We start from the raw sequence: 15,036 nt of genomic DNA on the forward strand, positions 1-15,036 counted from the left end.
ACAACAGTTCCAAGCAAAGTATACAATGTCTGCATCTCCCCCCTTGCTGCCTATCCGGCCGCAACACAGAATTATTGTCACGGGTAACAGGTCGCACAACCGAAAACAGGATCGTGGCCTCGGATAAATCAAAGAGAACAGCGGAGATAGCGATGAAACATGCCAAGGGACTGCTGTCGCGCCTCAGCGCCGGGACGGCAATGGCGATACTGACAATTGTATCCAATGGTGCGATGGCGCAGAATGCCGCCCCGCCACCGGCGAATGATGATATTGTGCTGGAGGAGATCGTGGTGATCGCCCGCCAGCGTAATGAGACGGCGCGTGAAACCCCGGTGGCCGTGGCCGCCTTTACCGCCGACACGATTGAAAAGGCCGGTATCACCGGCCCGGCTGATTTCCTGTCCCTGACGCCCAATGTCAGCTTCCTGCAGACCACCAATGTCGGCGAAAGTCAGGTGCATATCCGCGGTGTCATCCAGCCGCGCGACAGCGAGCCGCCCTTCGCCTATGTGCTGGATGGGGTGCTGGTGCCCAACCCCAATGCTTTCAACCAGGATATGGTGGATATCGCGCAGATTGAGGTGATCAAGGGCCCGCTGGGCTCCATCTATGGTCGCAACGCCATCGGCGGCGCCATCCTGGTCACCACCAAGAAGCCGGGGAACGAGCCGGAAGGCGAAATCCGCGCCGGCTATGAATTCAATGGCAATGAATACAAGGTCACCGGCTTTGTCGGCGGCCCGATCATTGAGAATAAGCTGTTTGCCCGTATCACCGCTGCCTACAAGGACCGCGAGGGCTATTTCGAAAACATCACCCTGCACAAGAAGGAGGATAGCTTCTCCGAAGGACAGGTACGCGGCCGGCTGATCTATAAGGCGACGGAGGATATCGAGGTCGATCTGTCGGTCGGCTATGCCAAGGTCCATGGCTATGCCTTCAATTTCAACAACCAGACGGCGGGCACGCCGGGCTTCACCAAGGGTGTCGATATCAAGGACACCTCCATCCCCTATGTGGGCAATGTCGACAGCTTCAATCATCAGAAGCGGCTGGATTTTGCCGGCAAGGTGGATTGGAACAGCGAGGCCGGCACCCTGACCTTCACCGCCGCCTACCATGACCTGAAAGAGAATATGGGCGGTGAAGGGGCGGTCGATCTGGCCCTGTTCGGTGCCCCGTTCCCCAACGCGCCCAAGCCGACGGATTTCTTCACCAACCCGGCGCTATATGAGGGCTATGGCCCCACCCCGCGCGACGGCACGCAATATCAGGAGCGCAATCAGGATGACACATCCTTTGAACTGCGCTTCACCTCCCCCGGAGAAGACCGGCTGCGCTATATTGCCGGCGCTTATTACATCAAGTTCAACCGCGAAGTCGTGCTGAACCGGGGCAATGATCTGGGCCAGGGCGTCATCGTGCCGGCACCGCTGGGCGGGCCGGCAAATCCGGTGGTGGCCGTCACTTGGACCGACAATGCCAACGATGCCTGGGCCCTGTTCGGCCAGCTTGCCTATGATATCGTGCCGGATGTGGAAGCGTCGGTCGCGCTGCGCTACGACAAGGAGAATCGGGAGACGACGAACCTGACCCCGGCCGCCTTCTCCCCCATCCCCAATGTGCAGGGGCTGGTGCGCAAGGAGAGCTTCAACGACCTGCAGCCGCGCATCTCCCTGCGCTGGAACGCTTCGGAGCAGGTCTCCCTCTATGCCACCTGGGGGGAGGGCTTCCGCTCGGGCGGTTTCAATCCGCTGGGCAGCCGCTTCAACATCATCAATATCGATGGTGTCACCAACACCACGGTGCAGGACCAGTTCAACAAGGAGACGTCTTCATCCTATGAGGCGGGCGTGAAGACCCGCCTGTTCGATGGCCGCGTCACCTTCAACGTGGCGGCCTTCACCACCAAGGTGGAAAATGCCCATTATTTCCAGTTCTTCCCCTTCTCCCTGTCGCGCGTGATCTCCATCGTTGATCGCAACGACATCAAGGGGTTCGAGATGGATGGCGTGGTGCGGGTGGCCGACGGGTTGGACCTGTTCGGCGGCTTTGGCTATCTGCATAGCGAGATCAAGGAGAATAAGGAGCTGCCGCAGACGGTGGGCAACCGTTTCCCCTTCACCGCCAAATATGACGTCATCCTGGGCAGCCAGTACAGCAAGCCGATTGGCGATGGCTTCGACCTGTCGGCCCGCGTGGAATATAACCGCACCGGCCCGATGTATTTCGACACGCTGAACACGCCGGGCACGGAGCGGCCGGCGCTGGATCTGGTGAATGTCCGATTGGGCGTGGAGAATGAGACCTGGGGCATCAACCTGTTCGCCCGCAACCTGTTCGACAAGCGCTACAATGCCGATGGCGTGGTGCTGGTGGTGCCCAACACCACCACCTTCAACTTCGTCACCAAGGGCCTGCCCCGCACCTGGGGCCTGGAGCTGAAGGCGAAGTTCTGAGGGTGAGTGATACAGCGGGGCCGGGAGATATCCCGGCCCCGCTGCTGCTTTCAGCGCGAGGTCACGCAGATGCGGTCGCGGCACTGCACGGTGACGGCCACTTCCTTGCCATCGCTGGTCTTCTGGCCGGTACAGACAATCTTATAGAGTGTTTCCGACAGCCGGCCATTGACGCGCTTCAGCACCTCCACCTTACCCGGCTTGCAATTGGCATCCAGCGCCGCCGCCTTGGCCTCGGCCTGCTGGGCCAGGGCAGGGGCGGGCAGGCTGGCCAACAGGGCCAGGGCGATCATGGGTGCGTGCAAGGGGCGGAACATGGGGCGAGCCTGATTGCGGCAGAACAGGCCCCATCCTATGCCCTTGTCCGCTGACGGGAAAGCCCGTCAGCCCAGATAACCGCTCAAGGCCGTTTGCAGCTTTTCTTCCCGTGCCTGCAATTCCGGGGTCATGGCAGGGCCGAAATCCTCGGCCGTGAAGATGCGGCGGATTTCGATTTCCGCCTGCTGGCTGGTGGGGTTGGGGCAGCGCTTCACCCATTCCACCGCCTCTTCCAGGCTGTTCGTCTCAAAAATCCAGAAGCCGGCAATCAGATGGGCCGGATCGTCCGCGAACGGTCCCGACTTTGCCTGGCGGTCAGCGCCATCGAAACGTACCCGCGCCCCGGCGCTGGTCGGGTGCAGCCCTTCGCCGCCCGCCAGCACGCCGGCCTGCAGCAATTCCTCATTGTAAGCGGTCATGGCGCTCAGCAGTTCGGTGTCCGGCATCTCCCCGGCTTCGGTGGCGCGGGTGGCCTTCAGCAGGATCATGAACTTCATCGGTGGCGTCTCCGTTCAGGATGGTTGTGCCTGAAAGACGTGGGCACCTGTTCCCTGCCGACAGGGGGCCGAAAATTTTTCCAAAAAGAAACCCCCGCCGGCGGACCGGCGGGGGTTCCCAAACGCTCTCTGCTGGCTGCCGGCCCTGTTGCCAGGGCCGGCAAGCGCATCAGACGCTGTAGTACATCTTGTATTCGATCGGGTGCGGCGAGGTTTCGAACGCCAGCACTTCTTCCATCTTCAGCTCGATGAAAGCGTCGATCATGTCGTCGGTGAAGACGTCGCCCTTCTTCAGGAACTCGCGGTCCGCGTTCAGGCTTTCCAGCGCTTCGCGCAGGCTGCGGCAAACGGTCGGGATTTCCTTCAGTTCTTCCGGCGGCAGATCGTACAGGTTCTTGTCCATCGCCTCGCCCGGATGGATCTTGTTCTGGATACCATCCAGACCGGCCATCAGCATGGCGGCGAAGGCCAGGTACGGGTTCGCACCCGGATCGGGGAAGCGGACCTCGACGCGCTTGCCCTTCGGGCTGGACACGTGCGGGATACGGCAAGAAGCCGAACGGTTGCGGCTGGAGTAAGCCAGCAGCACCGGGGCTTCATAGCCCGGGACCAGACGCTTGTAGCTGTTGGTCAGCGGGTTGGTGAAGGCGTTCAGGGCACGGGCGTGCTTGATGATACCGCCGATATAGAACAGGGCGGTTTCCGACAGGTCGGCATAGCCATTGCCGGCGAACAGCGGCTTGCCGTCCTTCCAGATGGACTGGTGGCAATGCATACCCGAGCCATTGTCGCCGAACACCGGCTTCGGCATGAAGGTCGCGGTCTTGCCGTACTGGTGCGCAACATTGTGCACCACATACTTAAACAGCTGCATCCCGTCGGCCATCTTGACCAGGGTGCCGAACTTCACGCCCAGCTCGTGCTGGGAAGCGGCCACCTCGTGGTGGTGCTTTTCGACTTCCACACCCATCTCGCCCAGAACGGTCAGCATCTCGGCGCGCAGATCCTGGGCGCTGTCGATCGGGGCCACCGGGAAGTAACCGCCCTTGACGCCCGGACGGTGGCCCATATTGCCACCCTCGTAGGCCTTGCCGGAGGTGTAGGGGCCTTCTTCGCTGTCGAACTCGTAGAACACCTTGTTCATCGAGACTTCGAACTTCACGTCGTCGAACACGAAGAACTCAGCTTCCGGACCGAAATAGGCCACGTCGCCGATACCGGCCGAGGCCATGTACTTTTCAGCGGCCTTGGCGATGGAGCGCGGGTCGCGCTTGTAGGGCTGGCCGGTCGACGGCTCCAGCACGTCGCACAGCACGGTCAGCAGCGGCTGGGCCGAGAACGGGTCCATGACGGCGGTGGACAGGTCGGGCATCAGGGTCATGTCCGACTCGTTGATGGCCTTCCAGCCAGCAATGGACGACCCGTCGAACATCACGCCGTCGGTCAGCAGATCCTCGTCCACGGTGGACAGGTGCTGGGAAACGTGATGGACCTTCCCCTTGATATCGGTGAAGCGGAAATCGACATACTTGACGTCGTTTTCCTTGATCAGGTCGAAGAACTTGGCCAAATCAGACATAGCCTCTGCTTCCGTGGTTTGAGGTTTGTCGCTGTCGCTGCGAGGCGGTGGTTGAGGCCGCTTCAAGATGAAGGGCGTTACCGCAACCCCCGCCGGTTTGAAAGATAATTTTCAAGGACTCCCAGAGGTGGCCCTGAAAATTGCCGCCTTGGCCATCTGGCGGGTGAACTGCCCGCCGGGGCAATGCGGCACGAAGCCTCAGATGGCGTCGGAACCGCGTTCGCCGGTGCGGATGCGGATCACCTCTTCCACCGGGGTGACGAAAATCTTGCCATCGCCAATACGGCCGGTATGGGCGGCCTGCTGGATCGCCTCAATCGCGCGGTCGACAAGGCTGTCGTCCATCACGATCTCGATCTTCACCTTGGGCAGGAAATCCACAACATATTCGGCGCCACGATACAGCTCCGTATGGCCCTTCTGGCGACCGAAGCCCTTGGCTTCGGTGACGGTGATGCCCTTGATGCCAACATCATGCAGGGCCTCTTTCACCTCATCCAGCTTGAAGGGCTTGATGATGGCTTCGATTTTCTTCATCGCGTCCCACCGCTCCAAATTTCGGCGCCGACCAGTCCGTTTCCGGTTGCCGGCCAGCGCGTCTGACCATGTAAGCACATGCCGTGCCAGTTGCCCATCCCGTTGGGATCAGAGGATTTCACCATGCCATCTCTTAATGATTGCCTCATTTTTAATCTTGATGTGGCCTAATTTTTGACCCTTGGGATTAAATGATGTGCATATGGGCGTTGTATCGCTTCCAAATACCGATCTGCTGCATGATATAGCGGCGTTTTCGTCCCTGCCAAAAAAGTCAAAAAAAGTTTGAACCAGTGCTTGACGCCGGAACGGCAGCTGGTGCATATAGCGGCTCCCGGCGGCGGTGGTAGCTCAGTTGGTAGAGCTCTCGGTTGTGGTCCGAGTGGTCGCGGGTTCGAGTCCCGTCCATCGCCCCAGTCCTCTCCTGCAGAGGATACACGTTGAAGGCGCCCGGCGAAAGCCGCAGGCGCCTTTACGTTTTCTGGCCCGCCGGCGCATCATGGTCCGGTATCCCCGTGCCAGAGGTTCGATCATGGAACCGGAATCCCCCATCCTGCTGACCATCAACCAGATGTATGCCGCCGATCAGGCGGCCATGGCCGCCGGCATTCCCGGCCCCCGTCTGATGGCGGCGGCCGGCGCGGCGGTGGCGTCGGCTGTGCAAACGCTGGCGGGAGAGGGCGCGCGGCCGCGCGTGCTGGCCCTGTGCGGCCCCGGCAATAATGGCGGTGATGGTTTCGTGGCGGCGGGCCTGCTGGCGGCGGCTGGCTGGCCGGTGCATGTTGCCCTGCTGGGGGAACGCGGGGCCTTGGCGGGCGATGCCGCCTGGGCGGCGGCGCAATGGCCGGGCGCGGTGGAGCCTGCGACTCCGGCCCTGCTGGCTAATGCCGATATTGTCATCGATGCGCTGTTCGGCGCCGGGCTGCGCCGGCCGCTGGAAGGGGCGGCGCTGGGCCTGGTGCAGGCCCTGGCAGCAAGCGGCCTACCGGTGGTGGCGGTGGATGTGCCCAGCGGGGTGAATGGCGATACCGGGCAGGTGATGGGGGCGGCGGCCCCGGCCCAGGTGACCGTGACCTTTTTCCGCCGCAAGCCGGGCCACCTGTTGCTGCCGGGCCGGCAGCTCTGTGGCCATCTCGCGCTGGCAGATATTGGCATCCCGTCCAGCGTGCTGGGGCAGATCGCGCCGACTCTGTTCGCCAACGATCCGGCGCTCTGGCGAGCCCAATATCCCTGGCCGCGCCTGGACGGGCATAAATATGCCCGCGGCCATCTGCTGCTGCTGGGTGGGGCGGTGATGACCGGTGCGGCGCGTTTGGCCGCCCGTGCCGCGCTGCGGGTGGGGGCGGGGTTGGTGACGCTGGCCTGCGATCCATCTGCAGCCCTTATATATAGTCTGTCGCAGGCCAGTTTGATCGTTGCGCCCCTGGACTCGCTGGACGGTTTTACCGCCCTGCTGGCGGACCCTCGCCGCAATGCCCTGCTGTTGGGGCCAGGCGCGGGAACGACGGGGGAGGCGGCGGCATTGCTGCGGGCCGCCACCCTGGCGGCGCTGGGCGCTGGCCGGGCCGGGGTGCTGGATGCCGATATTTTCAGCATTTTCGCCGGCGACTTGTCCCCCCTTCAGCAAGCGGGCCTTAACGAACATTGGGTGCTGACCCCGCACGAAGGGGAGTTTCAGCGCCTGTTCGGCCAAATTGCCGGCAGTCGGCTGGCACGTGCCCAGGAGGCCGCGCGTCGCAGCGGGGCGGTGGTGCTGTTGAAGGGGGCCGATACGGTGATCGCCGCCCCCGATGGCCGGGCCGCCATCAACCATAATGCCCCGCCCGATCTGGCCACGGCCGGCAGCGGTGATGTGTTGTCGGGCCTGATTGCCGGCTTGCTGGCCCAGGGGATGCCCGCCTTCGAGGCGGCCTGTGTCGGGGCCTGGCTGCATGGCGAGTCGGGCCGGGTCGCCGGCCCTGGCTTGATCGCCGATGACCTGCCTGAAGCCCTGCGGCCGGTGCTGGCGGCCCTGCGCCGGGGCTTCGAGTCGGCACCTGCCGGCTGATACCGGGGCTGCCGTTGGATGAACAGACCCTCCGCCCCTGTGGCATCGCCTGGTCTGTTCATGTTCCAAAATGGTTACGCGACCCGACGCCAAGCAGAATCTAGCTTCCCCGAGACGAATTTTCTGGCCCCGCACCCCCGATCCCTTTGCCTTTAAAATCAAATTTAAATTGCTGGGAATAAAATCGGGTTTCGGTGGGTCGGTTTCTTGCGAGGGCAATGTTAATGCGTTAGCCTTCGTGACGGGTCGGTTGGTGCCACTTTGGGCGGCGTTCCGGGGGAAAAGGTTACCTCGGTCGGTCACCCTTCAACCTCTTGCGAGTGGGGGAGCGTGGAGATGGGCGTGTCGTTCTTCAGGCGGTCGAAACAGGCGGCGGCACCAGTGCCTGGCGCCGTTTACCGGCGGGTGATTTTCAATACGGTGGAAACGGCCCAGGTGGTTGCCGTGACGGAGGAGGGGTTTCCCTTGCCCCATGTCCGCTATATCGCCCGCAACGACATAATGGATGGCCCCGACCGGGGGCATCCGGCCCGGAATATCCGCATCCTGTCGGTGGATAGTTTCAACCGCCTGTACGGTCTGCCGCAGGCCGGCTGATTACTTGGCGGAAGGTCAGGATGTAAGGGGGGCGTGTCTGCCCCCCTTTTGCTTTTCGATCCTGTGCCGAGCAAGGCATGGGCCGGCGTTGCCGCTTTCATGCCATTGCATGACTTGGAAAGCAGATGCGGCGCTGGTCTGCGCCAGCCCCATTGCTCTTGCCGCTCGGCTTTGCGGAATCGCGCTTGGCGCGGCTGTTTTCCCTTGCTATACGGTGCGCTCCCGCGGGCAGGCTTCGGTCTGCCCGTGCGTGCGGGCGTGGCGGAATGGTAGACGCGCCGGATTTAGGTTCCGGTGTCGAAAGACGTGGGGGTTCAAGTCCCTTCGCCCGCACCACAATTTGTTGTTTTGACCCGCAACCCACCGCGGTGGCGCCGATCCATGGGCGTATCCGCGGGAGCTTCGGTCCGATCCACCGGGCCCGAGGCGACCAGCAAAGACAGGCATTTCGTCCCATGCAGATCACCGAGACCAGCGCTGAAGGCCTCCGCCGCGACTATAAGGTCGTCATCACGGCCCAGGACATCGAATCGCGGGTGCAGACCCAGCTGATCCAAGTCGGCAAGACCGTGAAGATGCCCGGCTTCCGCCCCGGCAAGGTGCCGATGCCGATCCTGAAGCAGCGCTATGGCATGTCGGTCATGGGCGAGGTGCTGGAAGCGGCTGTCCAGGAATCGGTGGACAAGCTGGTCGCCGACAACAGCCTGCGCCCGGCCCTGCAGCCGAACGTGAAGGCCGTGGAGCCGTTCGCCGAGGGCAAGGATTTCACCCTGGACGTCTCCGTTGAGCTGCTGCCGGAATTCGAGCCGGCCGACCTGTCCGGCGTTGAGATCGAGAAGCCCGTCGCCGCTGTGGCCGACGAAGCCGTGACCGAGAGCCTGGAGCGTCTGGCCAAGGCTCGCCGCACCACCGAGAAGGTGGAAGATGATCGCGCCGCCGTCACCGGCGACATCCTGCTGATCGATTTCGACGGTTCCGTCGATGGCGAGAAGCGCCCCGGCATGAAGGGCGAAGGCCATGAGCTGGAGCTGGGCTCCAACTCCTTCATCCCCGGCTTCGAGGACCAGCTGGTCGGCACCAAGGCCGGCAGCGATGTCACCGTGAAGGTGACCTTCCCGACCGAATACCATGCCGCCGAACTGGCCGGTAAGGACGCCGTGTTCGAGGTAAAGGTGCATGAGATTCGCGCCGCCAAGGATGCGGAGCTGAATGACGATCTGGCCAAGACCTTCGGCTTTGACGATCTGGAAGGCCTGCGGACGGCCATTTCCGAGCGCATCGGCGAGGAATATGCCGCCACGTCCCGCCTGCGCGCCAAGCGCACCCTGCTGGACAAGCTGGCCGAGCTGCACAGCTTCGAGGTTCCGGCCGGCATGGTCGAGATCGAATTCGAGCAGATCTGGAAGCGCCTGCAGGACGAGCTGGCCAATGGCGAAGCCGAGGCTGAGGACAAGGATAAGGACGAAGAGGCCCTGAAGGCCGAATACCGCGACATCGCGGTGCGTCGCGTCCGTCTGGGCCTGCTGCTGTCGGAAATCGGCCGTCGCAACAATGTGACCGTCAGCCGTGAAGAGCTGAACAAGGCCATGATCGACGAGGTTCGTCGCTATCCGGGCCAGGAACAGCAGGTGTTCGAGTTCTTCCGCAAGAACCCCCAGGCTGTCGAAAGCCTGCGCGCGCCGATTTATGAAGACAAGGTTGTCGACTTCATCCTCGGAAGCGTTAAGGTGAACGAAGTGACCGTGTCGGTTGACGAGCTGATGCGCGATCCGGACGATGAAGAAGAGGGTGCGGCTGCCGCCTGATCGGCATTCCCCCTTTGAATTAAACCGTGGGGGTCTATATAGGGCTCCCACGGTACATGGCGAGGAACAAGGCAGGAATCATGATCGATCCGCAGATGAACGCGCTGGTTCCGATGGTGGTCGAGCAGACCAATCGGGGTGAACGCGCCTACGACATCTATTCCCGCCTCCTGAAGGAGCGGATCATTTTCCTGGTTGGCGGCGTCAATGACGCGGTCTCCAGCCTGATCTGCGCCCAGCTGCTGTTCCTTGAGGCGGAGAATCCTGACAAGGAAATCTCCTTCTATATCAATTCCCCCGGTGGCTATGTCACGGCTGGCCTCGCCATCTATGACACCATGCAGTATATCCGCTGCCCGGTGCAGACCATCTGCATGGGTCAGGCGGCCAGCATGGGCGCCTTGCTGCTGGCGGGTGGCGCCAAGGGCAAGCGTTTTGCCCTGCCCAACAGCCGAATCATGATCCACCAGCCTTCGGGCGGGGCCCAGGGTCAGGCGGCCGATATCGAGATCCAGGCCCAGGAAATCCTGCGGATGCGCCAGCGTCTGAACGAGATTTTCCAGGATCATACCGGCCAAGCGCTGGATGTGATTGAAAAGGCCGTGGAACGTGACAATTTCATGAGCCCGGACGAAGCCAAGGCTTTCGGCTTGATTGATCAGGTAATTTCCGATCGTCCCACCAGCTTTGGCCGGGGGGCGTGATCATCTGATCAGCTGAACGGGGGCGGCAGCGAACAAGTATATATTGATCCTGTCGCTTTACGTGTTGTTGAATAGGCGGGCAGGGCGGTGCGCCCGGTTCCGTCAGTCGGTTCAAGGGCGCGCGCAAGGTGTTGGTATCGGTCCCCAGGGACGGCCACCAACACTGTTGTAACCGCCCGGTTTGAAGTGGATGCCCCAACGGGTATCCGGGTGCGGGGGCCAGGGCCATGCCGGGCCAGGGACCACGCGCTATCCGGTGATGTACGGAGCCCATATGACCAAGTCGACCGGCGGCGACAGCAAGAATACCCTCTACTGTTCTTTCTGCGGAAAGAGCCAGCACGAGGTGCGCAAGCTCATTGCCGGCCCCACCGTGTTCATCTGCGATGAATGCGTCGAGCTGTGCATGGATATCATCCGCGAGGAAAACAAGACCACGCTGGTGAAGTCCCGCGACGGGGTTCCGTCCCCGCGCGATATCAGCACGGTGCTGGATGACTATGTCATCGGACAGGAACATGCCAAGCGCGTGCTGTCCGTGGCGGTGCATAACCATTACAAGCGGCTGGCCCACGGTGCGAAGCACAATGACGTGGAACTGGCCAAGTCCAACATCCTGCTGGTCGGGCCGACCGGTTCGGGCAAGACGCTGCTGGCGCAGACCCTGGCCCGCATCATCGACGTGCCCTTCACCATGGCCGATGCCACCACACTGACCGAAGCCGGTTATGTGGGTGAGGATGTCGAGAACATCATCCTGAAGCTGCTCCAGTCCGCTGATTATAATGTCGAGCGGGCGCAGCGCGGCATCGTCTATATCGACGAGGTCGATAAGATCAGCCGCAAGTCCGATAACCCGTCGATCACCCGCGACGTGTCGGGCGAAGGCGTGCAGCAGGCGCTGCTGAAGATCATGGAAGGCACCGTTGCCTCCGTGCCGCCGCAGGGCGGGCGCAAGCATCCGCAGCAGGAATTCCTGCAGGTGGACACGACCAACATCCTGTTCATCTGCGGTGGCGCCTTTGCCGGCCTGGAAAAGATCATTGCCGCCCGCGGCAAAGGCACGTCCATCGGTTTTGGTGCCGATGTGCGCGGCCCGGATGAACGCCGCACCGGCGACATCCTGCGCGAGGTGGAGCCGGAAGATCTGCTGAAATTCGGTCTGATCCCCGAATTTGTCGGCCGTCTGCCCGTGCTGGCCACCCTGCATGACCTGGACGAGTCGGCGCTGATCGAAATCCTCTCCAAGCCGAAGAATGCGCTGGTGAAGCAGTATCAGCGCTTGTTCGAGATGGAGGATGTGAAGCTGACGGTGCATGAAGATGCGCTGCGCTCCATTTCCCGCAAGGCGATTGAGCGCAAGACCGGTGCCCGTGGTCTGCGCTCCATCATGGAAACCATTCTGCTGGACCCGATGTATGATCTGCCCGGCCTGCAGGGCGTGGAAGAGATCGTCATCAACAAGGAAGTGGTGGAGGGCCGCGCCAAGCCGCTCTACATCTATTCCGACCGTCGCAGCGAGGCGGCGCCGGGGGCGTAACACCCCTGTTGTTCCATGGCTATCGTTGAAAACCCCACCGGCGCCGGCAGGTGGGGTTTTTCTATATTAATTTCCCTCATGCGCCGGGCGGGCGCATCCGCGCCCTTGGCTTACGCCGCTACCAAGCGGCGGGCCGGCAGTCGCCGGCCTCCAATCCGCCAAGGGTCAAACCCTCGGCGGATCGGTATCAGACCGATCAAAAGAAGAGGCCATCACCGGGCGCCCGGTGATGGCCTTATCAGTTTGGGGTGTTGAACTGCCGGTGCGCCCGAGAACAGGAAGGCGGGACCGGCAGGTCTTCCCGGCTGCGGGCTCAGCTTGCCGGGCAGACGGCGTTGGTCGGGTCGGCCTCCAGCTTCACATCGGTGAAGGTAAGGCCGAGCGTCGACGAACTGGTCAGGATCAGCGGCGCTTCCACCCGGTCCATCTTGGCGCCGGCCCCGGCGAAGCATTTCAGGGGAATCTTCAGGGTGGAAAAGCTGCCAACCGGCGCCTTGCGCAACAGGTCAGTCACGTCCAGCGTCCCGGCACAGTCAGTGCCACAACCCACCGCCATCTGCACCTTGCCGCCGGGGGCCTGATCCACCCGGTAGCGGACGGACAGGGTAACGTCGCCGTTTGACTGGCGGGAGAGATCGACGGCACGACCGGAAATCGCCAGACTGCCGGCGGCCTTGCCGGACCAGATGAGCTGTTTGGCATCTTCCTGGGCCGCCACATCGACGGAGCGCAGTGACAGCACGGAACCGGGACTGGCCGCTGTGGTGGTGGTGACGCGCAGTTCGCCCTGCGCATCGCGCAGGCCCAGCGACCAGGGGGCGGCGGCCCGGCCGGCGCGGAAATAGATGCCAGCATTCTGCCGCGCCCCGGCCGGCACGCCCGATTCTTCCGGCAGGGTGCCAACCTTGCTCTTGTCCTGATAGGTCAGGCCATAGCCATAGGCGAAGAGCGGGTTGTAATCCTTGTCCCCCCGGTTCAGCGGTGTCTGCACCGCCGTGCGCGGCCAGGAGAAGGAGAGCTTGCCGTTGAAATCATGGCGAATCTTGCCATCTGCCCCTTTGAACAGCACATCGGCGATACCCCCGCCCTCCGTCCCCGGCAGCCAGGCGGCAACGAACGCGTCTGACGCGTTCAGTTCCGGATTGACCCACAGCGGCCGACCGGAGAGGAAGACCGCCACCACGGGAATGCCCTGGGCGCGCAGCTTCTTCAGCAGGGCCAGATCCGTCTTTTCGTCCGGCTGATATTCCAGGGTTTCCACATCGCCCTGGAACTCGGCATAGGGTTCCTCGCCAAAGACGACGATGGCAACATCCGGCTTGGCGTTGAAATGGCCGGCCTTGTCATAATCGACCGTGCCGCCGGCGGCCGACACGGCCGCCTTGATACCGGCCAGGATGGAGGTGGCGCCGGGGAACTCGTCATTGCGATTGCCCGTCCCCTGCCAGGAGATGGTCCAGCCGCCGGATTGCTTGCCGATATTATCGGCGCCATCGCCGGCCACCAGCACCCGCGCCTTCGGCGACAGCGGTAGCACGCCGGCATCATTCTTCAACAGCACCAGCGACTTACGCACCGCCTCCCGCCCCACGGCGCGATGTTCCGGGCTGCCCAGCGTGCTGAGCGCCGGCAGGCCCGGCCGGTCCTTCGGCGCCGGCTTCTCAAACAAGCCCGACAGCAGCTTCACCCGCAGGATGCGGCGCACCGCATCATCCAGCCGGGCCATGGGGATGGTGCCATCCTTTGCCTGGGCCAGCGTATTTTCATAAAGCTGCTTCCAGCCATCGGCGGCCATAAACATGTCCAGCCCGGCATTGATGGCGGTGGGGCAATTCACCTTGGTGCAGCCGGGCACCTGATCATGCGCGTTCCAATCGCCGACGATGAAGCCGTTGAAGCCCATCCGGCTTTTCAGCACATCGGTCAACAGGGCCTTGTTGCCATGATGCTTGATACCCTGCCAGCTGCTGAAACTGGCCATCACCGTCAGCACGCCGGCATCAATGGCCGGCGGATAGCCGGCATTATGGATGCGGATCAGCTCCTCTTCACTGGCCAGGGCATTGCCCTGGTCGCGGCCCTTATCCGTGCCGCCATCGGCCAGGAAATGCTTGGCGCTGGCGACAATGCGGCCGGGGGCCATGAAATCCTTGCTGCCGGCCTTGCCCTGTACGCCTTCGACGATGGCGCTGGAATAGGCGGCGACGATCTCCGGATCTTCCGAGAACCCTTCATAAGAGCGGCCCCAGCGGTCGTCCCGCACCACTGAAAGGGCCGGGGCAAAGGTCCAGTCAATCCCCGTGGCGGCCATTTCCACGGCTGTTACGGCACCGATCCGGCGCAGCAGGTCAGGATCGTGGGCGGCCCCCAACCCGATATTATGCGGGAAAATGGTGGCCGCCCCGATATTGCCATGGCCATGCACGGCATCCACCCCGAACAGGACGGGAATGGGTGTGTGGCCCGGCCGCTTCTCCAGCGAGATGCGATAGAACTGATCCGCCAGATCAAGCCAGGCCTGCGGCGGGGCGCGATCATCCCCGCCGGGGCCGGAATTGCCCCCCGCCAGCACGGAGCCTAACGGGTATTTGCGCAAATCCGCCGGGGTGATGCTGCCAATATCGCCCTGGATGACCTGGCCCACCTTTTCTTCCAGGGACAGTTGCTTCAGCAATGCTTCCACCCGCGCCTCAATCGCCGGGTCGATCAGCCGCTGATGCGCCGGTGCCGGCCATTTTTCCGGATGCAACTGGGCGGCTGTCGGCGCCGTTTCCTGGGCCATGGCCGGGAAACCCGACACCATGCCGGTCAGGGCCAGGGCGCTGACCATGCCAAAGGCGGCCGCGCATCTCGCATAGGTGTTTTTCACCGGTAATCCTCCCCTGGCGACGGATCAAGGCCGCATCGGCGCGGGTGGCGCGCGCGGTCATTGTCTTCGCCCTTCTTCGTG

General features: G+C 62.7%; 11 protein-coding genes and 2 tRNA genes. 8 read left to right on the top strand and 5 right to left on the bottom strand.

The genetic code is table 11. The features are described from left to right. The first annotated feature begins 152 nt into the window (after positions 1-152). Positions 153-2,462, top strand: a complete 2,310-nt coding sequence (locus tag PCJ49_RS19340) for a TonB-dependent receptor (RefSeq protein ID WP_269912384.1) — start codon at positions 153-155, stop codon at positions 2,460-2,462. Positions 2,463-2,512: 50 nt separating this feature from the next. Here PCJ49_RS19340 and PCJ49_RS19345 read toward each other — a convergent pair whose 3' ends face one another. From PCJ49_RS19345 to PCJ49_RS19360, 4 genes are all read right to left on the bottom strand, one after another. Continuing rightward, positions 2,513-2,779 (bottom strand): hypothetical protein, encoded by a 267-nt coding sequence (locus PCJ49_RS19345; RefSeq protein ID WP_244559610.1) that lies wholly within the window; start codon positions 2,777-2,779, stop codon positions 2,513-2,515. A gap of 66 nt (positions 2,780-2,845) precedes the next feature. Next, complete coding sequence (locus PCJ49_RS19350) at positions 2,846-3,277, bottom strand: YciI family protein (RefSeq protein ID WP_269912385.1); 432 nt, start codon at positions 3,275-3,277, stop codon at positions 2,846-2,848. A gap of 169 nt (positions 3,278-3,446) precedes the next feature. Next, positions 3,447-4,856 carry a type I glutamate--ammonia ligase gene (glnA, locus tag PCJ49_RS19355; protein WP_269912386.1) on the bottom strand — a complete coding sequence of 470 codons (1,410 nt, stop codon included), beginning with the start codon at positions 4,854-4,856 and terminating at the stop codon, positions 3,447-3,449. 198 nt (positions 4,857-5,054) lie between these two features. Continuing rightward, a complete protein-coding gene (locus tag PCJ49_RS19360; protein WP_089289572.1) occupies positions 5,055-5,393 on the bottom strand; it encodes a P-II family nitrogen regulator in 339 nt (112 codons plus the stop codon). A 340-nt stretch (positions 5,394-5,733) separates the two neighbouring features. On the opposite strand from PCJ49_RS19360, the gene PCJ49_RS19365 reads away from it, so the two are divergent. The 7 genes from PCJ49_RS19365 to clpX all read left to right on the top strand — a co-directional run bounded on the left by PCJ49_RS19365 (position 5,734) and on the right by clpX (position 12,086). After that, positions 5,734-5,809 (top strand) — tRNA-His (locus tag PCJ49_RS19365). A gap of 116 nt (positions 5,810-5,925) precedes the next feature. Then, positions 5,926-7,440: an NAD(P)H-hydrate dehydratase gene (locus PCJ49_RS19370; RefSeq protein WP_269912387.1), complete on the top strand. Its 1,515-nt coding sequence runs from the start codon at positions 5,926-5,928 to the stop codon at positions 7,438-7,440. 342 nt (positions 7,441-7,782) lie between these two features. Then, positions 7,783-8,037 carry a hypothetical protein gene (locus tag PCJ49_RS19375; RefSeq protein WP_269912388.1) on the top strand — a complete coding sequence of 85 codons (255 nt, stop codon included), beginning with the start codon at positions 7,783-7,785 and terminating at the stop codon, positions 8,035-8,037. 252 nt (positions 8,038-8,289) lie between these two features. Continuing rightward, positions 8,290-8,373: transfer RNA gene (locus tag PCJ49_RS19380), tRNA-Leu, on the top strand. Positions 8,374-8,492: 119 nt separating this feature from the next. Further along, a complete protein-coding gene (gene tig, locus PCJ49_RS19385; protein WP_269912389.1) occupies positions 8,493-9,842 on the top strand; it encodes a trigger factor in 1,350 nt (449 codons plus the stop codon). Positions 9,843-9,922: 80 nt separating this feature from the next. Then, complete coding sequence (gene clpP, locus PCJ49_RS19390; RefSeq protein ID WP_089289576.1) at positions 9,923-10,546, top strand: ATP-dependent Clp endopeptidase proteolytic subunit ClpP; 624 nt, start codon at positions 9,923-9,925, stop codon at positions 10,544-10,546. Positions 10,547-10,820: 274 nt separating this feature from the next. Further along, positions 10,821-12,086 (top strand): ATP-dependent Clp protease ATP-binding subunit ClpX, encoded by a 1,266-nt coding sequence (clpX, locus tag PCJ49_RS19395; protein ID WP_089289577.1) that lies wholly within the window; start codon positions 10,821-10,823, stop codon positions 12,084-12,086. A 313-nt stretch (positions 12,087-12,399) separates the two neighbouring features. Here the strand turns inward: clpX and PCJ49_RS19400 are convergent, their stop codons facing one another. Further along, the gene (locus PCJ49_RS19400; protein WP_269912390.1) at positions 12,400-14,955 is read right to left on the bottom strand and encodes an exo 1,3/1,4-beta-D-glucan glucohydrolase; all 2,556 of its coding nucleotides are present in this window, start codon (positions 14,953-14,955) and stop codon (positions 12,400-12,402) included. Positions 14,956-15,036: the final 81 nt, after the last annotated feature.

This window comes from Niveispirillum sp. BGYR6, from assembly GCF_027568365.1.
Lineage (GTDB): Bacteria > Pseudomonadota > Alphaproteobacteria > Azospirillales > Azospirillaceae > Niveispirillum.

What these genes read in the sequence shown, in the direction of transcription:
- PCJ49_RS19340 (WP_269912384.1), top strand. Translation starts at nt 153, where the DNA reads ATGAAACATGCCAAGGGACTGCTGTCGCGCCTCAGCGCCGGGACGGCA.
- PCJ49_RS19345 (WP_244559610.1), bottom strand. Translation starts at nt 2,779, where the DNA reads ATGTTCCGCCCCTTGCACGCACCCATGATCGCCCTGGCCCTGTTGGCC.
- PCJ49_RS19350 (WP_269912385.1), bottom strand. Translation starts at nt 3,277, where the DNA reads ATGAAGTTCATGATCCTGCTGAAGGCCACCCGCGCCACCGAAGCCGGG.
- glnA (WP_269912386.1), bottom strand. Translation starts at nt 4,856, where the DNA reads ATGTCTGATTTGGCCAAGTTCTTCGACCTGATCAAGGAAAACGACGTC.
- PCJ49_RS19360 (WP_089289572.1), bottom strand. Translation starts at nt 5,393, where the DNA reads ATGAAGAAAATCGAAGCCATCATCAAGCCCTTCAAGCTGGATGAGGTG.
- PCJ49_RS19370 (WP_269912387.1), top strand. Translation starts at nt 5,926, where the DNA reads ATGGAACCGGAATCCCCCATCCTGCTGACCATCAACCAGATGTATGCC.
- tig (WP_269912389.1), top strand. Translation starts at nt 8,493, where the DNA reads ATGCAGATCACCGAGACCAGCGCTGAAGGCCTCCGCCGCGACTATAAG.
- clpP (WP_089289576.1), top strand. Translation starts at nt 9,923, where the DNA reads ATGATCGATCCGCAGATGAACGCGCTGGTTCCGATGGTGGTCGAGCAG.
- clpX (WP_089289577.1), top strand. Translation starts at nt 10,821, where the DNA reads ATGACCAAGTCGACCGGCGGCGACAGCAAGAATACCCTCTACTGTTCT.